This is a genomic window from Caballeronia sordidicola (genome assembly GCF_000729995.1).
In the GTDB taxonomy this organism is placed as follows: domain Bacteria; phylum Pseudomonadota; class Gammaproteobacteria; order Burkholderiales; family Burkholderiaceae; genus Caballeronia; species Caballeronia sordidicola_A.
Genome location: NZ_JNFG01000009.1, coordinates 139,663 through 165,268 on the forward strand (window position 1 = coordinate 139,663; position 25,606 = coordinate 165,268).

General features: G+C 58.1%; 22 protein-coding genes and 1 pseudogene. 8 read left to right on the forward strand and 15 right to left on the reverse strand.

Going from position 1 to position 25,606, the window contains the following annotated elements:
* The first annotated feature begins 41 nt into the window (after nt 1–41).
* Both FH08_RS0110085 and FH08_RS0110095 read left to right on the forward strand, forming a co-directional pair.
* Complete coding sequence (locus FH08_RS0110085) at nt 42–299, forward strand: hypothetical protein (RefSeq protein ID WP_031358199.1); 258 nt, start codon at nt 42–44, stop codon at nt 297–299.
* 607 nt (nt 300–906) lie between these two features.
* Complete coding sequence (locus FH08_RS0110095) at nt 907–1,137, forward strand: hypothetical protein (RefSeq protein ID WP_031358200.1); 231 nt, start codon at nt 907–909, stop codon at nt 1,135–1,137.
* A gap of 165 nt (nt 1,138–1,302) precedes the next feature.
* On the opposite strand, the pseudogene FH08_RS52935 reads toward FH08_RS0110095, so the two are convergent.
* A pseudogene (locus FH08_RS52935) lies at nt 1,303–1,503 on the reverse strand (tyrosine-type recombinase/integrase); the annotation flags it as partial.
* A 1,340-nt stretch (nt 1,504–2,843) separates the two neighbouring features.
* On the opposite strand from FH08_RS52935, the gene FH08_RS0110105 reads away from it, so the two are divergent.
* Nucleotides 2,844–3,848: a LysR substrate-binding domain-containing protein gene (locus tag FH08_RS0110105; protein WP_051888070.1), complete on the forward strand. Its 1,005-nt coding sequence runs from the start codon at nt 2,844–2,846 to the stop codon at nt 3,846–3,848.
* Between the two features lie 441 nt (nt 3,849–4,289).
* On the opposite strand, the gene FH08_RS0110110 is transcribed toward FH08_RS0110105, so the two are convergent.
* The 10 genes from FH08_RS0110110 to FH08_RS0110155 all read right to left on the reverse strand — a co-directional run bounded on the left by FH08_RS0110110 (nt 4,290) and on the right by FH08_RS0110155 (nt 16,429).
* On the reverse strand, nt 4,290–5,447 hold the full coding sequence (locus FH08_RS0110110; RefSeq protein ID WP_031358203.1) for a nuclear transport factor 2 family protein: 1,158 nt from the start codon (nt 5,445–5,447) through the stop codon (nt 4,290–4,292).
* 152 nt (nt 5,448–5,599) lie between these two features.
* Nucleotides 5,600–7,144: a methyl-accepting chemotaxis protein gene (locus tag FH08_RS0110115; protein WP_031358204.1), complete on the reverse strand. Its 1,545-nt coding sequence runs from the start codon at nt 7,142–7,144 to the stop codon at nt 5,600–5,602.
* Between the two features lie 971 nt (nt 7,145–8,115).
* Nucleotides 8,116–9,015 carry a hydroxymethylglutaryl-CoA lyase gene (locus FH08_RS0110120; RefSeq protein ID WP_031358205.1) on the reverse strand — a complete coding sequence of 300 codons (900 nt, stop codon included), beginning with the start codon at nt 9,013–9,015 and terminating at the stop codon, nt 8,116–8,118.
* Nucleotides 9,012–9,230 (reverse strand): hypothetical protein, encoded by a 219-nt coding sequence (locus tag FH08_RS0110125; protein ID WP_031358206.1) that lies wholly within the window; start codon nt 9,228–9,230, stop codon nt 9,012–9,014. The genes FH08_RS0110120 and FH08_RS0110125 overlap by 4 nt, the downstream gene beginning before the upstream one ends.
* Before the next feature lie 141 nt (nt 9,231–9,371).
* Nucleotides 9,372–10,442, reverse strand: coding sequence for a porin (locus FH08_RS0110130; RefSeq protein ID WP_031358207.1), 1,071 nt, complete (start codon nt 10,440–10,442; stop codon nt 9,372–9,374).
* Between the two features lie 91 nt (nt 10,443–10,533).
* Nucleotides 10,534–11,715 carry a thiolase family protein gene (locus FH08_RS0110135; protein ID WP_031358208.1) on the reverse strand — a complete coding sequence of 394 codons (1,182 nt, stop codon included), beginning with the start codon at nt 11,713–11,715 and terminating at the stop codon, nt 10,534–10,536.
* A gap of 25 nt (nt 11,716–11,740) precedes the next feature.
* Nucleotides 11,741–12,517, reverse strand: a complete 777-nt coding sequence (locus FH08_RS0110140; protein ID WP_031358209.1) for an enoyl-CoA hydratase/isomerase family protein — start codon at nt 12,515–12,517, stop codon at nt 11,741–11,743.
* Nucleotides 12,518–12,525: 8 nt separating this feature from the next.
* Nucleotides 12,526–13,899 (reverse strand): MmgE/PrpD family protein, encoded by a 1,374-nt coding sequence (locus FH08_RS0110145; protein ID WP_075583313.1) that lies wholly within the window; start codon nt 13,897–13,899, stop codon nt 12,526–12,528.
* A gap of 26 nt (nt 13,900–13,925) precedes the next feature.
* Nucleotides 13,926–15,146 carry a CaiB/BaiF CoA transferase family protein gene (locus FH08_RS0110150; protein WP_031358211.1) on the reverse strand — a complete coding sequence of 407 codons (1,221 nt, stop codon included), beginning with the start codon at nt 15,144–15,146 and terminating at the stop codon, nt 13,926–13,928.
* Complete coding sequence (locus FH08_RS0110155; protein WP_075583314.1) at nt 15,143–16,429, reverse strand: CaiB/BaiF CoA transferase family protein; 1,287 nt, start codon at nt 16,427–16,429, stop codon at nt 15,143–15,145. Before FH08_RS0110155 ends, FH08_RS0110150 begins: the two co-directional genes overlap by 4 nt.
* A gap of 420 nt (nt 16,430–16,849) precedes the next feature.
* Here FH08_RS0110155 and FH08_RS0110160 point away from each other — a divergent pair, with 420 nt between their 5' ends.
* The 4 genes from FH08_RS0110160 to FH08_RS0110180 all read left to right on the forward strand — a co-directional run bounded on the left by FH08_RS0110160 (nt 16,850) and on the right by FH08_RS0110180 (nt 21,024).
* Nucleotides 16,850–17,458 carry a flavin reductase family protein gene (locus FH08_RS0110160; RefSeq protein ID WP_031358213.1) on the forward strand — a complete coding sequence of 203 codons (609 nt, stop codon included), beginning with the start codon at nt 16,850–16,852 and terminating at the stop codon, nt 17,456–17,458.
* 100 nt (nt 17,459–17,558) lie between these two features.
* Nucleotides 17,559–18,917: an MFS transporter gene (locus FH08_RS0110165; RefSeq protein ID WP_051888072.1), complete on the forward strand. Its 1,359-nt coding sequence runs from the start codon at nt 17,559–17,561 to the stop codon at nt 18,915–18,917.
* 213 nt (nt 18,918–19,130) lie between these two features.
* A complete protein-coding gene (locus FH08_RS0110170) occupies nt 19,131–20,054 on the forward strand; it encodes a LysR family transcriptional regulator (protein ID WP_051888074.1) in 924 nt (307 codons plus the stop codon).
* Between the two features lie 244 nt (nt 20,055–20,298).
* Complete coding sequence (locus tag FH08_RS0110180) at nt 20,299–21,024, forward strand: enoyl-CoA hydratase/isomerase family protein (protein ID WP_031358216.1); 726 nt, start codon at nt 20,299–20,301, stop codon at nt 21,022–21,024.
* A 76-nt stretch (nt 21,025–21,100) separates the two neighbouring features.
* Here FH08_RS0110180 and FH08_RS0110185 read toward each other — a convergent pair whose 3' ends face one another.
* Nucleotides 21,101–21,898, reverse strand: coding sequence for an enoyl-CoA hydratase/isomerase family protein (locus FH08_RS0110185; RefSeq protein WP_031358217.1), 798 nt, complete (start codon nt 21,896–21,898; stop codon nt 21,101–21,103).
* Nucleotides 21,899–22,050: 152 nt separating this feature from the next.
* The gene (locus FH08_RS0110190) at nt 22,051–23,568 is read right to left on the reverse strand and encodes a DHA2 family efflux MFS transporter permease subunit (RefSeq protein WP_031358218.1); all 1,518 of its coding nucleotides are present in this window, start codon (nt 23,566–23,568) and stop codon (nt 22,051–22,053) included.
* A 6-nt stretch (nt 23,569–23,574) separates the two neighbouring features.
* Here FH08_RS0110190 and FH08_RS0110195 point away from each other — a divergent pair, with 6 nt between their 5' ends.
* The gene (locus FH08_RS0110195; RefSeq protein ID WP_031358219.1) at nt 23,575–23,826 is read left to right on the forward strand and encodes a hypothetical protein; all 252 of its coding nucleotides are present in this window, start codon (nt 23,575–23,577) and stop codon (nt 23,824–23,826) included.
* Between the two features lie 126 nt (nt 23,827–23,952).
* On the opposite strand, the gene FH08_RS0110200 is transcribed toward FH08_RS0110195, so the two are convergent.
* Together FH08_RS0110200 and FH08_RS0110205 are read right to left on the reverse strand one after the other, a co-directional pair.
* On the reverse strand, nt 23,953–24,804 hold the full coding sequence (locus FH08_RS0110200; protein ID WP_031358220.1) for an oxidoreductase: 852 nt from the start codon (nt 24,802–24,804) through the stop codon (nt 23,953–23,955).
* Nucleotides 24,805–24,821: 17 nt separating this feature from the next.
* Entirely contained in the window at nt 24,822–25,520 is a 699-nt protein-coding gene (locus tag FH08_RS0110205) for a dienelactone hydrolase family protein (protein ID WP_031358221.1), read from the reverse strand.
* Nucleotides 25,521–25,606: the final 86 nt, after the last annotated feature.

Sequence of the window (25,606 nt, forward strand, 5' to 3'; positions counted from 1 at the left end):
TCGCTACACTGGCCATTCCATCACGCGATCACAGGCAAATCATGGGCACCAAAGCCACGATCCGGTTCCAGCAGAAGGAAGATGATCTACCGGGCTGGCAAGTTTATACGGAGCTGTTTGAGCCGGCGGACGTCGTCTATCTGGAGGTCGAGGGCATGCAGGCCGATGTGACGATGATCGGCAGCCCGAGGGGCAACGTCGCGGGCACGGTACTGTTGCGTCTGCCCGCAGCCACCGCGCGGCAACTGGGCCTCCTGCCGCCCGACTGGACGAATGACACAAGCTGGTCGAAGGAGTAGGACATGATCGAGTATCAGGGCAAGGTGGTCCAGGAAATGGCCACGTGCACGTGTGACCGCTGCGGCCGACGCATGACGCCTGACGCAGCCCAAGGAGAAAAGTCATGAGGTAGATATCACTACCGAGCCCATCATCCGCGGGTTCGAGTACGCCCGATGGCTTCTGGCAATGTAGTCGACACCGGCAAGTTTTGACGCGCGTCGCTCGGCGCGCCGGTGCCGCCGATGCCATATCGACTTGTCTGTGGCTTCAGAGACACTGGTCGTTTGTCCGAAGTGAGGCGTCGCCAGTGATGGCGGGCCTCCCAGTCGGCGAAGAGCTTGCACCACTCGAGCACCGCGATATCGACGAAGTTGCTGTTGCGTGCAGGGCACCGAAGCGCGCACCGCATTCCGCACGCCGCTGCTCGCGGCCGTCGGGCTCGACCTCGCAGGCTGGAAGCAGTACCTCACCGACGTGAAAACGTACCGAGACCACTTCGTGCTCCGGTGCAAGTCTATGCCGAGCGCACGCCAACTGACGAATTCTTGATTGAGGCTGCGCCCAGCCCGGGACGTCTCCTCACGGCCCTTGACACCATCGCGCGCGCAAAAGGAACGCGAAACGATGACGTGGTCCCGACTGCTTGGAATCATGGTGCTCGTGCTGCTGGTCAATGCTGCCAGCGTCGTGGGAATCGTCCTGAGCTTCGCGCTCGTGATGCGCTATCTGGGATCGCTAACGGTGTGGAACGAGATTTTCCCGTGGGCAACTGACACGCTGGACATGATAACGAGCGCTATCGCCGCCATGCAACCTTTACCCGTCCTCCTAAAACGACTGGATCGCGTTGGCTGACCCCACTCGACCGACGCTTGCTCCCCTCTGATCGACCGATTGTTTATGGGAACACGATCGGCCGAAGTCGACCCGCAGCGGCCCGTCAACTTTCTCCATAAGGGGCGGCTTCAGAATTCGGAATTTAAACCATGCTAAGCCGTCCGCGAGTGTGGCCGGATCCAGCTACTGCGTGCCGAATGCTTGGTTCATCTGCCTGGCGTGCTTGACCTCGTCTCCTTGTAGATAAATCGAGGTCGTCGCGATCGACGCGTGGCCCAAGTTGTCGCGTACGGCGGTGAACTCGGCACCGCGGGCGAGCGCATGTGTGGCGTGTCTGTGCCTCCCGTGCGGGCTGGCGCGGCGTAGCTTTTCTGGGATCGCCGGAGTACAGGACCGATGGCGGCCGGGGTTTCGTGCTCCAGGCGGTTCCCTGGCCGTCGCTTTGCCTAATCTGCCGGTGTGGGTAATCGTCAATATCTGAAGCTTCAGATATTTGCGAATCCCGGCCAGACCTCGGAATCGACCGAGGTTGTGAAGAAACGGGCAGAGCAAATCGGCGAGGGTCCGGGTGGACGCGATCGACGGGAGCAACTCTGTCGCTTTTTTTGATTTATAGCGGCACGGTGCACGCTCTTACGTAGTCACCGCGTCTATCGATGACTTCGTACCCAGGACATTCGGATATGCATTGCTCGCTTCAAGTTGTACGCTAGTACGTGAAGGCTCACCTCGGTTCGAACACGCGGAAACGTCTTCGTCAGGAAGTGTGCGGAACCCCTCCAGAACTTGAGCGTTCCAAATGGCTGCTCGACTGTCTGTCGTTGTGGGGCGGCTCAGAAGATATGTGGTAAGTCGAGACGATTCAAACCGCCTCACCGATAATAGCCGGCTGACATGCCCTCTTGGCTTCGCGGATCGCGGCATCAAACGAAACATTAGTCGCTCGATGCCGATGGTCGACCGTTACAAGCCAGACACCGTTGGCACGACACCAAATAAGCCGAGCCTCGTCGACTAATCCTGAAAACCAACGCCAAACATCGGCGTCGGATGAGTTCGCCAGATTCGCTGCGGCTATCCTATTCATTGTCGGCGAATTCTCCATATCGCAAATCTGGTTTGCTCGTGACTGTTTCGCAGTAGGCATTGTCAAGTATCGTGTTTTCGAGAAGGTGGAATGGGCTCGCTATTTTCTTCAAAGCGGTAGATCGCTGGCCTGAATTTCAGCTCCGGCGATCTCGCTGCGTAATTTTGCCAATGGAGCTCTAGAACTTGTGATACATCCCAACGCGCAACACAGCCTGATGGTTATTTGATGATGCACTTCCAATGGCGCTATCAAAGACATCTGCTCGAGTCGCAGCCCCCAAATTTTTCATAAACGCCCGTCGCATAGAGAGAAGTGTGTTTACTCAAAGAATAAGTGGTTGCCAGTCCTACTTTCTGAAAAAGTGGAATCTTCTGACTGTACCCGCCACGATAAGCTATCCGAACGATTCTTCTCATTCGTTGCGCTCTCCGCTGCTTTCATCTGGACCTGCTTATTGTCAACAGTACCTTCTAGGGAAGCTCAAAATTAGGGTGCCAAATTGACGGGTGCAATGTCTATTCAATTTTCGACTAACGCCATTCGAAAATAGATATTGGCAGTTAGTCGACCTGTGGCACGCTAGACAAACTTATTGACCCATGTCAGCGGTCGACGTCCTTAAAGAGCGATGACTATGGAAACAAAATGGCTGGAAGATTTTCTCAGTCTCGCGGAGACAAAAAGCTTTTCCCGGTCGGCCCGCAGCCGTGATTTAACGCAGTCGGCATTCAGCCGGCGCATTGTCGCGCTCGAGACATGGATGGGAACGAAACTGGTGGACCGCAGCGTCAACCCGATCTCGCTCACACCCGCGGGCCGGATGTTCCGGAGCCTGGCAACGGACATTTTGAAGAGCATATATGCTGCCCGTAATATGGTCGGCGGTTATGAACAGTTTGCCGACAGCGATCATGTGATTCATTTTTCGGTCGCTCATACGCTGGTGTTCACGCTTTTCCCGGACTGGCTCAAACGGCTTAACGGCAAATTCGGCGACATCATGGCCCGGGTCCAGGCGGTCAATGTCCCTGAGGGCGTGCAACATCTCCTCGCCGGTGACAGCGACCTGCTGATGGGCTACCACCATCCCAAGCTTCCCCTTGGACTGGACCCCAATCTCTTTCCTTTTCTTACACTCGGCGTCGAGCGGGTCTTGCCGGTCTCTGCCGCCGACAGCAATGGCAAACCATTATTCGAGCTACCTGGAAAAAGCGGCAAGCCTTTGCCTTTGCTGGCTTATTCGTCGGGGGCATTCCTTGGGAACGTGGTCGAAATGCTATTGCTGAATGCAACCGAGCCGTACGCTCTGTATAGATGCTTCGAGACCCATATGTCCGAAGCGTTGAAAGGCATGGTGGTAGCAGGTCACGGTATCGGCTGGCTACCGGAGAGCTGCATAACCAAGGAATTGAGCGACGGCACGCTTGTCAGGGCGAGCTCTGATGCCTGGACTACCGAACTGGAAATACGTCTGTACCGTTCCGGCAAGCAGCGAGGTCGAGCCGCCGAGCAGCTCTGGTCCTACGTTGAAAAACAGATAGTTAAAACGGACGTCAATGGGCCATCGGAGAGCCGGGATCCGTATAGACAAGAATTCGATTCCGCGGAGATTACAGCGCAATCCTCTTCTTCTAGATAGCTCTTTTTGAATGGCCAATTGCCTCCAGTCAATCGGTCGGAGGCTTCTTCATGGTGCGACCATACCACCACGCTGTTATTCGAGTGCAGATCTATTCCGCTGAATTTCATCTCGGCCTCCGTCAAGTAAAAGGGGCTCACCCCGCCTTGACTTTACCCCCGCGCCTCTCGGCACGCGGCTCAGGCTGGCTATATGATTATCAATGCTCCCGCACGCAATGCCCCGCCTGTCGAGGTCGATGCAAGTGTCAAACCTACCGGTCCAGCTCCAACAATGACGACTTGAGTTTCCAAACCAGATCTCCGTTTTCTAGCCACTCCCTACCGGACACAGCAACATGCCCAGTCGGGATAGCGGCTAAGAGTGTCGGGTCAAACACAGGGCGATCTTCGAGGAGCGCCTCGGACCTAGCGCAGCATCGTGGATCCTGTGAATAGTTAACTATCCTTGCTGCAAACGCTGCTCATCCTGATCAACGATTCCGGCAGCGAGCAGCTTTGATCGGATGAAGTTATACGACGACGGTTGAAGCTGGTAGGTGTCGAACTTCACCGACATCCAGCGAATTTTTCCGTTGTAAAGCTCTATGGCTGTGGAACCATTGAGGCCGTTGCGATTCACGCCGGTATTGGAATATGGACCTCCGGCCTTCCACTCAAAGCCCCCGCCAGTTCGCCCGCCGACGATGTGCAGGAGTGTTGAGCCGAAGCAGTCCGGAAGCTCTCCCTGAAGGGTGAAAAACAATTTGGAAATTAGCTCGAGTCCCTGAATCTGTATCGTCTGGTTGTAGTTCCCATAGAGGACAGGACCTTGATGAAGCAACGGATTGACGTAAATCGCATCATCAGTGAAGAACGCTTGAATCGCATTGAAGTCGCCGCTGCTGAGAGCGGAGTGAAACCGTTTCGCGAATTCGATCATCTCTGAAGATGCAGAGGGCTGGCCTGTCGCGCTGGTCGTGAGGGCAAGTTTCCCGGGGGCCGCGAGCGAACTCGAGGAGAGGGGTGTTCCGCCAGGGTGGACTGGAGCAAATGGGAATGCGACGCCTTGAGTGACTGCGGGACCGACGATGTCGCTCTCACCGAGTTCTCTGGAGTCCCAGTAGTCTGTCATCCTTACAACCAGGCCGTTGTCGAAATCAAATACTCTCTGTTCCGTCCCTCCGTTCGTAGAAAAAAAGGCATTGCGTACGGTGACCTGCTCAACGATGGCGCCGAAGTTGATGTCGCCCGTAACACGGAAGGGAGTGACGACGTTTGCAGTGCCGAGCACGTGCAACTCACTACTGAACAGCTGATCTAGCACAGGAGCGAAGGTATTGATTCCCTGGAAGAAAATATTAATGGTGGCATCGGAAAACGACACTGCGCTCGATTGAGTCAGACGTGCGAGCACGGGGCTCGGATTTCCGCTGTTCCAATCCTGATAGAACGCTCGAAAAAAAGCCCAGGTTTTTTCCTGGGCGATTTCTGCCGAAATTGCCGATTGGGTTCCCACGATACCTTGATCGGAGAAGCCGAATGCACGGCCCGCTGTAAGAGCGAGTGGCATGGTTGCAGCGAGAGATCCAATAAATTTGCGGCGGCTGAAAGCAGTCATGCGAGTCATCTCCTGAAGGGGCGCAGAGCCGATACCCTGCGCATGCGATGGCCAGGTTTCATGGGGCGATCCAACTCACTATGTCGAGCGAGCCACACAAGACATTTGAAAGACACTTGATGACGGTCGATGCAGTGGTTCGAGCACCACGTTTATACGACCGGAACGGAGAACGTACCGACCGCATCGCGGAGCGCATCAACCTGATCTTTTAGCGAATGCGCGGCGGCCGCGGCCTGTTCGACGAGCGCCGCGTTCTGCTGGGTGACCTGCTCCATCGCGCCGACTGCGCGATTTACCTGGTCGATGCCGGCGCTTTGCTCGGTCGACGCGTGACTAATCTCGTCGAGGATGTCGTTGACGCGCCGTACCGACTGCACGATCTCACCCATCGTCGTGCCGGCGTTGGTGACCAGTGTGGCACCGACCTCGACCGCACCGGTCGACTGCTCGATCAGCGCCTTGATCTCCTTCGCTGCCGCAGATGAGCGCTGGGCGAGATCGCGCACCTCCGAGGCAACCACCGCGAAGCCTCGCCCCTGCACGCCGGCGCGCGCGGCCTCGACCGCTGCGTTCAGAGCAAGGATGTTGGTCTGGAAGGCAATACCGTCGATCACGCCGATGATGTCGCCGATCTGCCTCGAGTTGCTGGTGATTTCTCCCATCGTGCGCACAACGTCGTCAACCACCTCGCTGCCGCGCAGCGCAACCTTTGCCGCCTGCTCAGCCATCTGCGCTGCATGCGTCGCGCTCTCGGCGTTGCGCTTCACGTTTACGGTCATCTCTTCCATACTCGACGCCGTCTGTACGAGCGCCGCGGCCTGTTGCTCAGTGCGTCGCGACAGATCGTCGTTGCCCGTCGCGATCTCCGACGCGCCTACGTTGATGTTGTCGGTACTGCGGCGCACGTGGTCTATTGTCTCGATCAAGCTCGACTGCATGGTGGCGAGAGCATACATTAGGCTCACGCGATCGCTGCCGTCCAGCGCGACGCGCTGCGTCAGGTTCCCGGTGGCGATGCGCCGCGCGACCGCGACCGCGTCTTCAAGTTCACCGCCCAGGTTGCGCCGGATGCTGCGTACTACCACCAGCATCAGCGTAGTCGCCACCCCTCCGAGCATCAGGGTCATGGCCGCCCAGCGTAACAGGAACGAGACGAATGCCGCGCGAATGTCGTCCATGTACATGCCGGTGTTGATGTCCCAGTTCCAGTCGGGCACGTGTCCAGCGTAGCTCATCTTCGAGACCGGCTCGGCACTGCCCGGTTTCGGCCATACGTAGCTGATGAAGCCACCGCCATTGCGGTCTGCCTCGGCGATTTCCTGGAACAGATGGTTACCGGCCGGGTCGGTGAAGTTGCTCATGTCGCGGCCATCGAGTTCCGGCTTGATCGGATGCATCAGCATCACCCCCGACTTCCCGTCGACGACTGCCAGGTAGCCGTCCGTGCCGTAGCGGATCGCCGACAGCGCCGCGAGCGCACGCTGCTTCGCATCGCTCTCCGACATCTTGTTGTCCTGCGCGGCCTTCTGGTAGTGGCCAACTAGCGTCAGCGCCTCATCCACCAGATAGTGCAATTGCTCCTTGCGATCGTCGACTAAGCGCTCGTGAGCTTGCCATGCGCCCATCGCGCCGATCGCCAGCAGCCCACACCACAGCACCACCACCATCGCCCACAATTTTCTATTCAGCGTCATTTTCCGTTGTCTCCCCCTCACTGTACTTCCCCACCCTATCTGCTATTGCTTCCTTCATGTTCATGTCGTGCTTTGACCCCGTCGTTCATTCGTCAACGGAAATGTGACTCCACGCCCTGTATTTCCAGGGAATCATCGTCTCGAGCAAGGTAATACGCGTAGGGGCATGCCCATGTTCATCGTTTCGCTAAGTCCAATCGGCGCAAGGTTTCTTCTGAGTCAACACGGACCTTCTTTCACCTCCTAGCGGCCTAGGCCAAACGCGGTACAAGTTATAGCGGACGCCTGGGCGGCTCGGGAAGTCGATTTGGCGCACCCGGTGCAACGATGCCCTTCCGAGCACTAACCGGGACGCAAGCCTCCCCTGCCAGGTGGTATGGAAATGCGACGGGTAGTGGCTCGAAATCCGATGATGGTCAGCGCTCTCGATACGAACGCTATGCCCACTCCGACAACGGAACAACAACGAAACTCTTCTTTCTGTTATACGACTACGGTATCGCGGTCCTACGGCCCCACATCGACGCACTATCCCTAATTCTGGTTTCCGCTCGCACATGCCCTAACGCAAGGCCAACAATGCAGCAGTTCCGATATTTATCCGCCTCTAGCGTATATAGACGGACTCGCACCGCGGTCGACCTCAATGTCGAGACGGTTTTTGCTCATAGGTCGCTAGCGAAACGGTCTCTACAAGGGCGACCCGGCCACAGGTGTCTGAACTTGTGTACGCCCATTTTGGGGACGTGTGTTGGTGATAGACGTTTCACTACTAGGGTGGTGCCCGAACATGGACCACGGATGCAGGAGCACCAAAGGCCCGTCCGCTGCGCGCATTGAATGGATTCATCGGGGTCTTGACGTTTGCGATATCCCCGCCGGTGCCATCGCCCTTGACGCCCACCTTCGCGTTTTAATCGACCATCCGCTTCATGGGTGCAAAGATCTTCGCGTTTCGCCCTTGCTCTAAATCACGAGCGCTTCGCGATGACAGCACGCCCCACTCGCGATCCATTGTCGCGGCCGAGTTGTGCCGAGATCCACGCGCCGCAATCGACCAGCGCGTCCAGGTCGACGCCGGTGTCAGCGCCCAGTCCGTTCAGCAAGTAGACGACGTCCTCGGTCGCGACGTTGCCAGTTGCCCCCTTGGCGTAAGGGCAGCCCCCCAACCCTGCAACAGAGCTGTCGAACACCCGTACCCCGAACTCATACGACGCGTGAATGTTGGCGACCGCCATGCCATAGGTGTCGTGGTAATGCCCGGCAAGACTGCTAACAGGTACCCTCGCTGCCACCGCCTCCAGCATGTGTAGCACCGAACCCGGCGTGCCAGTGCCGATCGTATCGCCGAGCGACACTTCGTAGCAGCCAAGCTCTTGCAGGCGTGCCGCCACGTGCGCGACCTGCTGCGGCGCGATCGCGCCGTCGTACGGACAAGCCACCACGCAGGAAACATAGCCGCGGACTTTGACGCCTTGACGCCTGGCGGCGTCGAGCACTGGAACGAAGCGGTCGATCGACTCGTCGATTGAACAGTTGATGTTCTTCCGCGAAAAACCCTCCGATGCAGCAGCGAACACCGACACCTCTGTCGCGCCTTCGACAACTGCGGCCTCGAAGCCCTTCATATTCGGCGTCAGCACCGGATAGTTAACACCTGCCCGGCGTCGCAACCCACGCATGACCTCAGCTTGATCCGCCATCTGCGGAACCCACTTTAACGACACGAACGACGTGACCTCGATATCGCGCAGCCCTGCCGCCCCCAGACGGTCGATCAGTTCGAGCTTGATTGCGGTCGGAACGTTCTGCTTCTCGTTCTGCAGGCCGTCGCGCGGACCGACTTCGACGATGCGCACCTGCTCCATCATTCGACTCCTTCGAAGTCGGCCAATTCGGCGCCGTCCGCGACCTGACCGCCGGGTGCGAATCGGAACGCCTTGACGTTACCCTTGCCAAGCGTGCTGATCGTGTGCTCCACCTCCGTCGCCTTAGCGCGCAGGTCCTCGACCAACCTACTCATCGCATCGGCGTTGGCACGGAACGCTGCCGATCGCGGGCTAACCTGCGTATCTATAACCTGCATATGTCGCTCCGTGGCTCCTTGGCAAATGTTTCAGCTAACGTCTGCGACGATTCGTGACACCTGACAGCGCTCATTGGAGGACCTTCCGGCGCAGCCCGCCTACGCCGGAAGTTGCCGAGTCGATGATGATTGATGAAGGGATCAGAACTTGGTCCGCAGACCGACTATCGCTCCCGTCTGCGTTTGCCCGACGACCGAAGTTCCAAACCCGTTCACGCCAAGATTGGTGTGCTTCTTATTCAGCACAGTCGCAAGCTCGAGATACACATCGGTTCGCTTTGACAACAGATAACTTGCCAGGAGCGACGCCATAACGGGATTGCCGGTTCCAGTATTTTTATCGTTCTGGTACAGGATATCTGACGATATATTGAAAGCGGGTGTCGCCAGGTACTGCGCCCCGATCCAATATAAGGATGCGTATTGATTGCCTGTGCCGGCTCTGACCGCGAGGAATCGGTATGCGCCGTATAGCTTGACCGTATCAAGATCAATTTGCGTTCCGGCACCAAAGCGTTGAGTCTTGTTCGACTGCGTTGCGAGTGTGTTACCTTTTTGCTCGTCAAAGAGCAAACCTATGCTCAGAATTCCCCGCTTATAATTGAGCAACGCGTTCTCTTCTTTTCCCACCCGGTAGTCTCCCGCCACCGGACCGACGCCGGCCACGCTGTCGTAGCCGAAGCTATAGAGCGCGTTCAGTGAGAGTTTGCCGCCAAGAAACTGAACATCCTTGCGGTATTCCACTGAATTGTCTGCCCGAGAAACGAACGCGGGATCAAAGGCTGGGCTGGAAAAAATGGCAGGCGCGACAGGATCGTAGGCAAGGGCGAATTCATACGTCAGCGTCGGATGCCGTCCGAGTGTCAGCTCCCCCATCGGAGTGGTCAGGCCAACGTATGCCGCTCTACCAAACAGTCGGCCCGAGTTGTTCAACGTTCCTTTCGTTGCATCGAAGCCGTTCTCGAGGACGGCCGTCGTGCCGTAACCGCCGCCGAGATCTTCCTTCACGCGAAGACCCCATCGAGAAGTTTGCGCGCCACCGGATATCACTGAAAACTGCGTGCCGCTCTTGCCCCCTGCCGTGGGAACGTGGTTAATAAATTCGACACCTACGTCCACGATTCCGTAAAGCGTCACCGAGCTCTGCGCTGCGGCATAGGAAGCCGTCAACGACAGACCGGCTAACAATCCAAACCTTGCTTTCTTTTTCATACGTCTCCTCCTTTGTTTAAACAACGCAAAGATTGAACCCTGATCAAATTTTCTAAAAAACCAAGTTCAATCGCCCAGTCCGCCTATTAGGTCATTTGAAGTTGGTGAGTATCGTCACCGCCGCGAGTGCCGAATCGGCACCGAGCTGCCCGCCGGAGCACTCGGCCAGCGCTGCCGTCGCCCCTGCCCGCTGACGGGCGCCAGCCGTTCCCCGCAGGTGGGTCGTGAGCTCGATGATCTGTGCAATTCCGGTGGCACCGACAGGGTGCCCGCGGCTCAAGAGCCCTCCCCCCGGATTCACCGGACGCCGCCCGCCGACAGACGTGTCGCCTGCGCGCAGCAAGCTGACTCCTTTGCCGGGTGCCGCGAATCCGAGTCGTTCGTACAGCATGATCTCGGCGGGCGCCGAAGCGTCGTGAACCTCTGCGACATGGATATCTTCGGGACCCAATCCCGCGGTGTCGTAAGCAGCCTTCGCAGCTCTTTCCGCACACGTCGGACCCAGGCCGTCCTTGTTTGCGGAAACAAGTGAGGATGCCCTGACATATACGCGCGGCGCCTTAATACGTTGTGCGAACTCTTCGCTAACTAGAATGGCCGCCGCTGCACCGTCGGCGATCGGCGAGCACATGTTCAGCGTCAGCGGTGCACTAATCATGCGGCTGCCAAGCACCTCATCCACTGTCACCGGAGCACGGAACTGCGCCCATTCGTTCATCGACGCAGCCTTCCGGCTTTTGATGCAGACAAGGGCAAAGTCCTTGAGCGTTGCGCCGCTGAACTCCATGTAGCGGCGCGCCCTCTCCGCGTAAATGTCCATAAATACGGAGTGCCCTTGAGGAGCTTTCGTTTGAAGCCGCGCACGCTCCTCGACGTCCACGCCGGAGGCGAACGCCCCGAAGGTCACGGATTTATCTTCATGCGTCAGCTTCTCCGCCCCGATGGCCAGAGCCACATCTGTCTGACCGGACGCGACCGACAGCCATGCCAAATGAAACGCCGTCGATCCGGATGCACACGCGTTGTCGATATTGATGATCGGACGCCCCATCACGCCGGTATTGCGCAGCGCGACCTGTCCTCGAATCGTTTCTTGCCCCGTCACCAACCCGGACAGCGCATTCGCGAAATACGTCACGCCTATTTCGTCGTAGCCGATACCGGAATCGGCGATGGCGGTAGACAGCGCTTCCTCGGCAAGCGATCGCACCCCGCGGTGCAAGAATTTGCCGAATACCGTCTGCCCAATGCCTGCTACAACTACCTGTCTCATCGCGCCTCCAAAGTGCTTGCACCCGTTACTTACCTGCGAATACGGGCTTGCGTTTCTCCTGGAAGGCACGCCGTCCTTCCAGCCGATCCTCGGTATCGCGAAGCAAACCGAGTGCGAACTGCTCTGCTTGAATGGCTGTCAACAGAGGCAAGTCAAGACCATCGCGTACAAGCCGCTTCACGGCCCGAACAGCCAGCGGCGCATTGTCGGCAATGCGCCGGGCAATTTTCATCGCTTCGTCCATCAGACTCTCCAACGGCACCACCCGGCTCACGAGGCCGATCCGCAGGGCGGTTTGCGCGTCGACACGGTCGCCGGTCAACATCATCAGCATGGCGTCCGACATCCCCACCATCCTGGGAAGACGTTGGGTTCCGCCCGCGGCCGGAATACTTCCGACACACACTTCCGATTGCCCGAACTGGGCGTTGCTGGAAGCGATCCGAATGTCACAAGCCAGTGCGAGCTCCATGCCCCCGGCAAGCGCAAAGCCGTTCACAGCGCAGATCATCGGCTTGTCGATCTCCATTCCAGCGAAGGGATAGAGCCACCGCGGTTTCCCAAACGTGAGCTCTGCGAAGCTTTCTTTGGGCGGCATGGTCTTCTTCAGATCGGACCCGGTGCAAAACGCCTTGTCACCGTTGCCCGTCAGCACGACAACGCGAACGCTTGCGTCTCGATTGGCGATCTCAAATACGCTGTTCAACTCCACAAGCGACTCTGGGTCGAGCGAATTCATCGCCTCCGGTCGATTGAGGACGATGGTCGCAACAGAATCCTTCACTTCATAAAGAATGCTCATCCGATACCTCATTCCGGTAAAACTTGTGTACTCTCGATCGCGTTCAAGACTTCGCGCACGCTGGCAGTTCTGATCAGCTTCGCGCCTCGATAGAGCCTCGTGGCTTCGATCGGACTGCCCGCCCATGCAAGACAATCCGAAACCTTTGCGTGCAAGTCGTCATCGGAAAGCGGATTGGAGGCGCCGCCGCGGAGCGCGTCGATACGCTGTGATAGCTGGCGCCCGTCTTTCGTTTGCACCGATATTTCTGCCCAACGCGGCGTGATCTCGCCGGGCGATTCGACGGATTTGATGGAAGCCATGACCTTTCGGAGTCCTGGTCGACACACCGCCTCATCGGTAAATGTAGAGAGGCGAATCTCGTTGTCTTCCAGAGCCGCCGCAATCACATATTCCATGCTGAACTTCCCCTCGACACCGTTTTCGGGCAAGCGTCGCAATAGAGGGGATAGCGTCCCATAACTCGTCCTGATGTAAATCGATTCGACGTCGTCCAGCCCCACATCGAACTCTCGCTTGAGCTGGAATAGGCCATCCAGCGGCCGATGAACCGCGTAACAGGCGGGATACTTCTTTATCTCCACCCCCGCACGATCGATTTCAAGTGGTGCTGTATTCAGCGTGAGCATCTCCTGCGAGATGTCTTCCGACTTCGAATACAAGGACGTGTAGCCGGCCTGACCATCCATCGCGAGCGGTGACGCGGTAAAACCCTGCTCGGCGAGCAGCGCGGCGCGCAGTGCCGCCGCACCGCACTGGCCGGCCTGAAACGACTTTGCGTCGAACCCGAAGTGTTGACGTGTTCCGGCAGCTTGGGACACGGCAAGACCAATCGCAGAGACCGTTTGGTCGAACTCCAATTCCAATAGATGCGCACATGCGCCGGCGGCAGCGATTGTCCCGACCGAAGAGGTCATATGCCATCCGCGATCGTAGTGCGCTTTACTAAGCGCACTACCCAGTTTGCTTGCGATTTCATAGCCGACCACATAGCTGCTGGCCAGTCGCAAACCGCTGATATCCCGCCACTCAGCCAGCGCAATCAGCGCCGGCAGCAACGCTACACTCGGATGTCCCCCCATCGACGATGACGCGTCGTCGAAGTCCAGCACATGAGCGGCCGTGCCATTCAAAAGCGCTGCGCACTCCACCGTCGTCGCAGTGCCCCGCCCCCACAGGCGAGCGGCTCCATAGCCCAGTTGTTGTTCACCACCGGAGCCAAGAGCCAGGCCGTAGATGTACTTCCGCATGCGAACTGCCGCTAGCTCGTTAGCGCCGGCTATGCACACTGCGTATGTATCCGTAATCGCCCTGGCGCACGTCCGGAGATGCTCATCATTGACTGTAGACGGGTCAAATGAGCAGGCGAATTTCGCAAGCATCTCGCTCGTGGAAGGCCGTGTCGTCGTCACGTCAACACTCCGTTTTGGCGCAAGCTGGCAATTTCAGCTTCATCCATGCCGAAAACGTCCCGACATATCTCGTCCGTATGCTGGCCCAATAGTGGTGCCGGCAAGCGAACGGTTTCGGCGTGTCCACTGATACGAAACGGAGGTGCGTTGTAGATTGATTCACCCATTTCGGGATGCTGCAGCCGGACCCAATGACTTCGATGTTGCAACTGAAGGTCGTGCTCCACGATATCTTCTGCAGTCCATACTACTCCAGCAGGCACACCGTGATTCTGCAGTTTCGTCATCAGGTCCTCCGCTTCGTAGCTGCTGGTCGCGTGTGCCAGTGCTACGTCCAGGTCGTCCCGGTTTGCCAAGCGATCGTATAATGCCGAGAATTTTGTCGCGCCCAAAGCGTCCGCTTCGGGAAGCGCCGCGACAAGGCCTTTCCATGCCTCTTCTTGCCATGCCGATATGGCTATCCATCGGTCCACGCCACGGCAGGGATACACGCCATGCGGTGCACACGCCGTGCGCTGATTACCCATCCGACTGGGCACATTGCCGTTCGCTGTGCAATCCATCATCGTAGGACCAAGGAGTGCGACAGTCGGCTCGGTCTGAGCCACGTCGATGTACTGCCCCCGCCCTGTGCGCCGGCGGTGACGCAAAGCCGCCAGCACCGCAAATGCGGCGTGGCATGGATTCGGAATGTGGTCCGGGAAGTTGGTCCCTGTACCAGCCGGCTCCTTGTCCGGAAGTCCAGAGAGAAACTGAACTCCAGTTAGTGCGCCGATTGTCAGGCCGAATCCAAGATACTTGTGCTCGGGGCCGGAGGAACCTGCCATCGACATGGCCAGATAGATGACGTCGCGACGAATCTTCTTCACGTCTTCGTAGCCGAGGCCAAACTTCTCCATCGTCCCCGGAGTGAAATTATTTGCAACGATGTCACTCGTCTCGATCAGTTGCCGAGCAAGCGCCTGTCCCTCAGCCGTCTTGAGGTTCAGTGTGATGCTTTTCTTGTTGCAGTTGCGATCTGCGAAGTATCCACTCCGATTGATGCCAGGCACGCCCTCTGCGTACGGTCGGCTACCGCGTAGCGGATCAAGGCGATCCGTGCTCTCGATTTTGATGACATCCGCACCGTGATCTGCAAAGAGCTTGGTCGTGAACGATCCCGCTCCGATCCACGTGAAGTCGGCAATTCGAATGCCTTCAAGAGGAAGTTTTTTCAATTCAAAACTCCTGCCTGTTGTAGCGCCGCACGATCCGCCTTGCTATATCCGAGATCGGCAAGAATCTCATCCGTATGCTCACCCATGAGCGGTGCATGCGACGGTGCACTCCACGGTGTTTCGGAAAGTCGATACGGCGCGCCCGGAGCAACGATGCTCCTCTCGGACGGTAAGTGCTTTATCGAGCTGAAGAAATCCCTGTATGCGAGCTGCCGGTTCTCGAGAATGTCTTTTGGCGTACTGATTGGGCAGACCGGGATGCGGCGCTCCTGGCCGGATTGATACAGCCAGGTCTTGTTGTGCTTCTTGGCGAACGGCACGAATAGTTCGGAAAAGAGATTTTTAGCTTCGTCGGTGAGCAGATAGTCATGGTCCTTCCATTGGTCTTCAAGCAGTCTCGCCGCCTCGGGGAAACCATCGTCGATCAGCCATTGCACTGTCGACTCCCAAAATCGCGCCGACGCGATACCACCGGCCATCAGGTAGATTTGGCCATCCACACACTCAAAGACGCCGGTTCCGGCCATTTTCAGCTGACCGGACTCCCGCTTGCGCACCACGCGTTCGAGGTCGTAGAACTGAATGGCGTTTTCCATTCCCATTACCACGCATTCCTGGATCGACACGTCGATGTGTGAACCGCTTTCGTGTCCCGACGTTTCGGTTTGACCGAGGAGGGCAATCATCGACGCGACGGAGGCAAATTGCGCAGCAGCGAGATAGGCCAGGTTTCCGTGCGCCGCGATCGGGGGGCTATCCGGATAACCGCCGAGATAGAGCATTCCGCCGAGCGCGAGGGCCACGATGTCCTCGGACTCGTAGTTCGAATACGGCCCGGACTGCCCGAAAGGGGTGATGCTGGTCATGACGAGGCCAGGGGCGACAGACGCGAGTGAAGCGTAGTCCAGGCCGCGTCTTTCCATCACACCCGGCTTTTCAGATTCGATCAGAAGGTCTGACCGCTTGACGAGTTCCACGAAAATGCGCTGGCCTTCCGGCTGATCGAGGTCAATACAGAGGCTCCTCTTTCCAGCATTGAAATACGTGAAGGAGAGGCTGAATTCGGGATGAATGTGGTTGTCGAGGAACGGTCCTTCATAACGTACATTGGACCCGTTGAGTGGTTCGACAAGGATCACGTCTGCGCCAAGATCCGAGAACTGCTTCCCGCAATACTGTCCGGCAAGCCCGGACATATCCAATACCTTGAGCCCCTCGAGCGCCGCGGGCGTCTCCGACCCATCGCGGCTTCCGGCGCGATGACTACTCGCTTTGTTGTCCATGCAGATACCTTTTCTCTACCTTGTTGACATGTGCCTGGAAATAGTCCGGCAAGCACACGTCGATGATTGAGCACGATTCGATAAAGGCGCAGGCCGTCCTGTCGAAGGCCGGCAAACAAACCGGTGGTGGCCAACGCTTTCGTGATGAACGTTATGCCCGGCGTTGCAGCAGAACAAGAACGAAAGCTTTCTTTCTGATATGCGTGTGCGATGAGAGTCACCGTATGGCGGGGTACACGAAATCCGTGTAATGCCGATGCACCGCTGCTGCGGCCGGTGTAACCTCGACCGTAAGAGCGGTCGAAAAAAGACATAACAGATAGAAAAGTTCTGTTCTTGTTGGGATCGGCCTCACTGCCTAGGATGTCAGCAACCACCCAAGGTGGAAGCGATTCAACCTACTCAGCTCTTCATAGCCTTATGGTCCATTCATCTTACGAAACGGTCGACCTCCTTGATTTCACCCACGAGAACCGCTACAAATTTCTCACCGGCTCCGTCGTCCCTCGACCCATCGCGCTTGTCACGTCACAGAATGACGAAGGCGTTCTGAACGCGGCCCCGTTCAGTCAGTTCGTGATCCTCAGTGTCACGCCTCCGCTACTGGGCATCGTGGCCCAGACCCTTCCCCGAGGGTACAAGGACACGGTGCACAACGTGCTGCGTTCCGGCCAGTTCGTTATCAACGTAGTATCGGAAGAAATGGCAAACCAGGTGCAGCAATGCGCGGTCGAATATCCGTCGACGGTCAGCGAGGTCGACGCGGTTGGATTCAGCACGCTGCCGTCTGTTACGGTCCTTCCCCGAAGAATCAGCGAGTCGCCCCTCCAATTTGAATGCCGCTTGCACGAGCATCACGAATTCGGTGCGCCGGATTCGCGAACGACGATGCTCGTCGGTGAAGTCATCCTGGTTCACAGCGCACAAGGCGTTCGCGAGGGGCACAGGGTGAATCACGACGTACTCCGTCCTTTGGGTCGGATTGCGGGAAGAAGCTATTGCCGGACGCAGGACACGTTGACTGTATGAAGCCGTCCACGGACGCACCGCTCAAAAGGGAAACAACGGCCATCGAAGCCGAAAAGTAAAGCCCGAGCTATCCTCAATTGCCGTAAATATGGAGACGTTCATGGCAAACAGCTCTGCGCCGACAGCCGCGCACGCGCCATCAAGTGATGAAACGCAAGTCTATTCGCGCATCGGATGGCGAATCTTTCCGCTGGTTCTTCTTGGCTACATATTTGCGTATCTCGATCGCATCAACATCGGTTTTGCCGCCTTGCAGATGAAATCGGATTTGGGATTCACTGACGCCGTTTACGGATTGGGCGCAGGTATCTTTTTCGCGAGCTACCTCATCTTCGAGATACCGAGCAATTTGCTTTTGCAGCGAGTGGGAGCGCGGCGCACGCTCGCCCGAATCATGATCTGCTGGGGAGCGACGTCAAGTTGCATGATGTTCGTCCGCACACCCGGCATGTTTTACGCGTTGCGCGTCCTGCTCGGAATGTTCGAAGCGGGGCTTACACCTGGCGTCGTCTTCTATCTCACGCTCTGGTATCCGAAACAAAGGCTCGCCAGGGTGACCGCGCTCTTCCTGAGCGGCAGTATTATGGCTGGGCTTTTCGGTGCACCAATTTCCGGCTTCATCCTTGACACGGTTTCCGGCATTCAAGGGCTGCGCGGCTGGCAATGGCTCTTTTTGATTGAAGGGATACCGTCCGTGCTGTTGGGGCTGGTATGTTTTCGGATCCTGCCGGATGGGCCAGATCAAGCTCGGTGGCTTTCGGACGACGAGCGCCGGATCGTGATCGCCGGTGCGTCCGGTGGGGATCGCCGGGGGCGAGGCGGTTTTGGCGGTGCATTTCGCGACCCTAATGTCTACGCAATCGCATTCGGCTGGTTCACGATCATCTGCGGCACGTATGTCATTTCGTTCTGGCTTCCGCTGATGCTTCGGCATGCAGGCGTCGGCACGGCATCGGCAATCGGCCTATGGTCCATCATTCCGTACGGTCTTGGTGCAGTGGGAATGCTTCTCCTCTCTCGCCATTCCGACCGCACACTGGAGCGCCGCTGGCATGCCACTGCTTGCGCGTTGGCGGGCGCTGTTGCCCTCGGTTCGCTTTCATTCGTGTGGTCTAATCTTCCGCTCACTCTTCTTGCCTTGAGCGTCGCAACAATTTCGGTCTTTAGCGCGATGCCGATTCTATTTTCTGTACCGATGACGTTGCTTCCGCGATCTTCGGCTCCCGGGGGGATCGCGTTGATCAACTCCGTCGGCCAAATCGGAGGATTCCTGAGCCCCTTCATCATCGGATGGGTGAAGACGACGACCGGGAGATTCGATATTGGTTTGTACATCATGGCGGCGCTACTTGTGGCCGGAGCCGCTGTCATCGCGTTTGTCGTCAGAACCAACCCCGACGTCTCCAGCGAACACGCAGGCGAGCGTTCGAGCGCTACCGACGGCACGTCCAGGTCCTGAACGAGAAGGATCCGCGCAACGCCGGCGCGGATCCTTCAAGTAGCGAAGTGCCGCTCCGCGGCGGGTCTCACGTTTTGTTCGGTAGCCTCGAGGCGTAACCGGTAAAAGCGGATTCCTGTATGATTAAATCTTGGGTTGGCGTGCCGATCGACGATCGCACTATCCTCATGGTCGCGAGCATATCGATAATAAGAATCGGACCTTTTACCAATCATGGACATCAAGCAGCTTCGCTATTTCGTTCGCATCGCGGAATTGGGCAGCGTCGGCAAGGCGTCTGACGTTTTGGAGATTGCGCAACCCACCCTCAGTAGACACGTCCGAGCTCTCGAGGTTGAGCTCAAGACATCGCTTTTTTCGAGAAACGGACGCGGCGTCATTCTGACGCCAGCGGGCCGACGGTTTCTCGATCACGCTCGCGGCGTCCTTCACGCTGCCGACACCGCACTGATAGCCCTAAAGGAAGAAGGTGCATCCGCCTATGAAGGACAGGTGGTAGCGGGCTTTACGCCGAGCGTCGGGCGAACTTTGATACCGTCGTTCGTTGAACGCTTTGTCGAACGATTTCCCAAAGCATCGCTGAGTCTCGTCGAGGGCTATTCGCGATCGTTGTATGAACAGGTGCTGGTAGGAGGTCTCGACTTTTCAATCCTTCTCAATCCTGCGGCGTCACCTAACCTCGTCATAGAACCCATCGCCACGGATAATCTTTACTTGATCAGCTTAAATCCGATAGGTACTTCGGCGAGTGAGGTCGCGCTGAGCGAGCTTGTGCGAATCCCTTTGATTATGCCGCACGCTTCAACTGCCACCCGGTCGCTGCTGGAGTTTGAAGCCGCGCGGCTGGGCATCATGTTGACAATGGCACTCGAGATAGATTCGGTACGCTCGATCATAGAACTGGTCGAGCGTGGAGTCGGCTACACGGTAATGCCGCTCAATTCTCTGCGGCCCGGTGACCATCCATCGCTGCATTGGCAAAGGATCGTCTCGCCGCAAATCGAAGTTACCCTCTCGATGATCACGCCCGTCAAGCGGCCTCGCACGGCGTTGCCGGTGGAGGCCGCGCGCCTCGCGAAGGAAATCTTGATTTCCCTGCTGAAACCGTCTGCAACACCTGGTGCCAGCCCTGACTAGGACACCGAGACCCCGTGCATGCGACATTCACCACGCGCCGGGGCATAGTTCCAGCCGTCCATGAGCGGTTCGATGCGCTCGTGCCCGGATTCAACAACCTGAACCAGCAGCGCTAGCACCACCGCCCGCACGGAGCACACCCGCGCGACAGCGCTCCGATGTGCTCACGGGGTCATTTTCCAGCGTACTTCAATGCGCCCTGACCCAGGGTGGTACCCGCCCCTTCCGATACTAGGAGCCTAAAGTGAGTGGACAGATTCTTGCCGAACTGCGAGACGGTATCTTGCATGTCTCGATCGAGCGCCCCGAGAAGCGCAATGCGCTCGACGAAGCGATGTTCTCAGCGCTTGCCGATAAGCTGACCGACGCCAACGAAGCTGCCAACGTCGCCGTTGTGCTGATCCGGGGAACGGCAGACTGTTTCTGTGCAGGTCACGACCGGCAACTCTTCGGACATCTTTGGCCGCAACCGGACAACGGCGTGGTCGCGCGCTGCATGCGAGCGTTCCTTCAGCTCGACAAACCGCTCGTCGCAGCCGTTTGCGGTGCGGCCCACGGTTTTGGTGCGACCTTACTGCTGAGCGCAGACTATGTTGTGTGCGGTGAGAATGCGGTATTCGCCTTTCCTTTTGCAACGCTAGGAATTGTTCCCGAAGCGGCTGCGACCACGCTGCTCGCCCGGCGTGTCGGCGACCTCCGAGCACGTGACTGGCTGCTATCCGGCCGTACAGTACAGCCGCAAGAAGCACTGCAGGGAGGTCTTGTGACCCACGTTGTGGCCAACCGATTCGTGTTTCAGGAAGCTGAACGCTATGCGGCCGACCTTGCACAAAAACCCGCAGGCACCCTTAGCCGCATTCGCCGCCTATTGCGGGACGGCGCAGCACGCACTCCCGAAGCAGCGCTCGCAGCCGAACTCGCCGCTCTGAACGAACTCATTCCGTTGCTGGCGGCATCGCGCCCAACGTGAGGCTCACACGGCTGCCAGAGTGGCAATCTCGTTGCGTCCGCGCGCGTTACTCAAGTAGAGCTGCCTATCGCGAACATTAACCTTGCCCAGGATTACGTTGACCTTCGCGGAAGCGGCTCATGCCGTCATCGAATGCCTGGCTGCGCGCGCGAATATCCGCCACAAGATTCTTCGCGTACTCAACCGCCGATGTCCACTCCGAGATTTCGCCTGGAATCTTCCACAACGCCTGCTTTGCCGCCTCGAGGCCGATGGCGTCGAATCCCGCAATACGTTTCGCAAGGGCTGTTACCTCGTTGTCCAGGTCCGCGAGCGGTACCGAGCGATTGACGAGCCCCCACTCCGCCGCGGTCCGCCCATTGATTCGCTCCGCTGTGAGAATCAACCAGGCAGCTCGCTTCGGGGACAACCGTAGTTGTACTGCTGGTCCGGCCAACACCGGATACAAGCCAAATCCTATCTCCGGCATCCCGATACTGGCCTCGTGCGCTGCAATCGCGAGATCTGAAATATTGATCAGTGTCGAACCGCCCCCCAAGGCGAATCCGTTGACCGCCGCGATTACTACGGCTGGATGCCGTCGAATCTCCTCCAGAACGGCGCCCCACTCACTTCGCCTGTCCATTTCGGCGTCACCCGTGCTCGCCTGGTCCTCTTTCAAATCTACGCCCGCGCAAAACGCAGGTCCGTTGCCTGTGAGGACGATTACTTTCGCTCTACCTCGGCACTCGTCGAGTGCGTTCACCAGGCCGACGCGCGCGGCGCGGTTCATTGCGTTGCGTTGCGCTGGCCGATTGAACGTAATACGCGAAACACCGTTGTCGCTATGCTGGACCAGAATGGCACCTCCGTCATTGGTCTGCCGGGTCGTCATCGTTGCCTCTCCTTGCGTTTGGGAATTGCGCGATCGAGTCAGCCACGGAATTCGCTTCGGGCTCGGCCCCAACAAGTCGCTGAACAACTCGCGATAGTCTACAAAGTTGATCGTGTCATTGAGGAACCACGGAAAAGTCGGCGAAGAGCGGGCTAGTCCGTCAACGTCGCCGCAGCAGCCTCTTGTCCTTGCGTTTTCACTAAATTTCTCCGTGGCAAAAAGCTTGCGGCCACCAGTCCGAGCACGGTGATTCCCAACGACCATGCGAAGGTGTGACCGAAGGCCCTACTCAGTGCCGGTAAGACCAAGGTTCGCGTCGCAGGTGTCATGGTTTGCATTAAGTGCATGCCTGCGCCGCCTGTCGTCGCACCTGACATGATAAATGTCATCTGACGCGACAAGACGACAGCCAGTAATGCGGTGCCGATTGAGCCGCCGACGCGTTGCATCGCGTTCATGCCACTGGTTACGCGCGCAATTTCGTGGCGTTGCAAAGTCGAGAGCGATGCACTCACCGACGGCATCATCGTGGCACCCATGCCGAGACCGAGCACGAACAGCGTGCACTCGATAACCCACATCGCTGTGTCGCTGTGAATCTGAGTGAGGCTGAGCATGCCTATGCCTACTAATGTGAGGCCGATCAGCACGATGCGACCCGGCCCCGTTCTGTCGGTCATGCGCGTAGCAATCGGCATGGAGACCATCGCGCCGCAGCCCTGTGCTGCCAGCAACAACCCAGTGTGCGACGCCGATTCGCCGCGCACAAGTTGGAAGTAAAGCGGCAGCAAAAATGCCGCGCCAAAAAACGCCGTCGCGAAGAGAAAGTTGGTCAACGCTGCAACGCCCACCGCACGGCGTGTAAAAAGACGTACGTCGATCAAGGGATCATCCCGGTGTTTGGCGTGCCACACGAACGCAACTACCAGCAGCAAACCGACGACTACGCCACCGAGTGCATCGATCGACTGGAAGCCACCGTGCTCCGCCGTTTCGGCCAGGCCGTAGACAAAAATCGCCAGGCCCGGCGACAACATCAAGAGGCCGCGCCAGTCCAGCGCATGGTGTGGCTTGGGTACGTCACGCTCCAGAATGCGCGCAGCCGCGATTAGCGCAATGACACCGATTGGCACATTGACGAAAAAGATCCAGCGCCAGGAAAAGTCATCGACAAACCAACCACCGAGAATCGGACCGACGATCGGCGCCAACAGCATCGGCACACCGACGATGCCCATCACCCGACCCATGCGGTCACTGCCCGCCGCATGCGACAGAATCGTCATGCCAGCAGGCATGATCATGCCGCCGCCGACACCCTGCAGCACGCGGAAGGCAATCAATGAATTGGCCGACCACGCGATGCCGCACAGCGCGGAACCGAGCACAAAGAGCAGAATCGAACCGATATACAGGCGCTTGGTGCCGAAGCGATCAGCCGCCCAACCGGTCAGTGGAATCACTGTGGCCAGCGCGAGCATGTAACCGGTCGATGCCCATTGTGTGACCGCTAGCGACACACTGAAAGAGCGGGACAGCTCCTTGATTGCAACATTGACGATGGTGGTGTCGAGAATTGACATGAAGCTGCCAAGAATGACCACGGCAGCAATACGAAACACGTTGCTATCGAGCGCTCTTACGGCGCTAGGTTGAGTAGAGGAAGTCATTGGGAAGTGTCCGAAGAGGAAATCGATAAGTGCGCGCAGATGTCGGGGAAATGGACGCGCGTCAGCACACCCAGGGTCGTCGCCGCGGTCGCCAGTCCCGCGCGCTCAGCGGCGTTCAGCGGCGTTCAGCGCGCTGACGAAACGCTCAACTGCCAGTCGGCGCGCCGCAACGATCTGCTCGATTGCTCGATCACCCGTAGGGCTGAGTCCGATGCGTTTGATGCGCCGGTCCTCAACGTCCTCGCGGCGAAACAATAGGCCGGCGCGGACGTACAATTTTCGACGATTGATTTTTCAGTAAATCATTAATCCCACGGCCTGGACCGCTCTCCGATGGTGCTCGGCCGCCTAAAATTGGAGCGAGGCCACCGTCGTGGCGCTCGATTACATCGTCTTCGGGAGTCCGAAGAACCAACGGACAAAGGCGTCCCGATTACGGTCGCTGCCCATTAATGCTGACATTATGAGGAGGACCTTTGCCATTCGGGGAACCATATAGACGGGTTTGGGGCGCTTGGCTGATAGGATGTTGTCTACGACGTCGGCGACGACACTCGGATCGGAAAGATTTTTTTCGAATTGGGGTGACATGATTTTCGCGTAAGCTGTCTGCGTAGCCTTGGCGTATGGGCCCTCGCCTGAATGGGCAAGAAGGGTTTCGCCAGCAATGGCACGCCATCCCGTCCTGATTGCGTCAGGCCGAATTATGACGACATCAACCCCAAAAGGGCTGAGTTCTTGGCGGAGCGACGCCGAGAAGCCCTCGAACGCGAACTTCGTGGCGTGATACCAGGCGCCGTAGGGGGAAGAGACAACACCGCCGACAGAGGTTATGTTGATGATAGTACCGGACCGCCGAGCGCGCATCTGGGCGGCAAGCTGTTGAACCAGAGCTGCCGCGCCGAATAGGTTGGCCTCGAAAAGTCTCCGAGCCTCGGCCATCGGAGTTTCCTCGACTGAGCCATAGAGTGCCGTCCCGGCGGCGTTCACCAGAATGTCCACTCCCCCGCTTTCGGCGATGATCGACGACACGGACGCTTCGATTGAGACGGGGTCTGCCAAGTCGATTTTTATAGGATGGCCGCCGGCCTTTTCCAGCTGCTCCATTCGCTCGGTACGGCGCGCAGCGCCATAGGTCTTGATGCCGTGCGAGGCGAGCCGGACGGCTATTGCTTCGCCGATGCCCGACGACGCTCCGGTGACAAGAGCGACCTTGGTCTTAGTGGCTGTGGTCATGGTCGGGTTCGCTTCTGTTAGGCGAGATGGCGCGCGAAGAACGCCTGGATGCGGCCTCGCGCATCAGCCGCGTCCTTGTCTTTGTAAGTCGCCCCTATGACGACACCAAGCACCCCTATCAGGCCCTTGTGATCATCTAGGAAGGAATGTCCGGCGTCCGGGTATTCCTTGACGTCATGCTCGATATTGTTACGCTCGAGTGCGCCTTTCAGCCGCGCCGCCGCGCCCTTCAGCCTCCTGTCGCGGCCACCGTAGCCAGCGACCACCGGACAGGCACCGTCCATGATCGCATCGATGTCGTTCGGGACCGGACCGTAGTTCGGGGCGCTTGCCGAAAAGCCATGTCCGGCCGCCAGAAGGATCGCAAAGCTGCCGGTCACGCAGAAGCCGATGACCCCGGTCTTGCCGGTGCAGTCCTCGCGGCCTTCCAGCCACTGCCGCACGGCATCGACATCGTCGAACACCGGTCCCTTGCGGGCTGACAGACCCGCCATCAGGGCCCGGATGCAACGGAGGCGGCCGCCCCACGAGAACAGGTCTAGCGCCACCGCAAGATACCCTTCCCTGGCCAGCCAATCGGCATGACCACGCGTCACGTCGGTCAGGCCGAAGATGTCGTGGAGCACGATGACGCCGGGCCAAGGCCCCTCGCCTCGCGGGGTAGCCACGTAGCCCTTCAGCAAGTGATGTGGTGTCGAAATCGAGACCTCGGTCATATCGTCTTCCGTACAGGATGATTAACTTGCCATTCCAACGTCTCCCGGGACCGGGGGCTTACCTCCGAAGCGTAGACGCTGGTCCT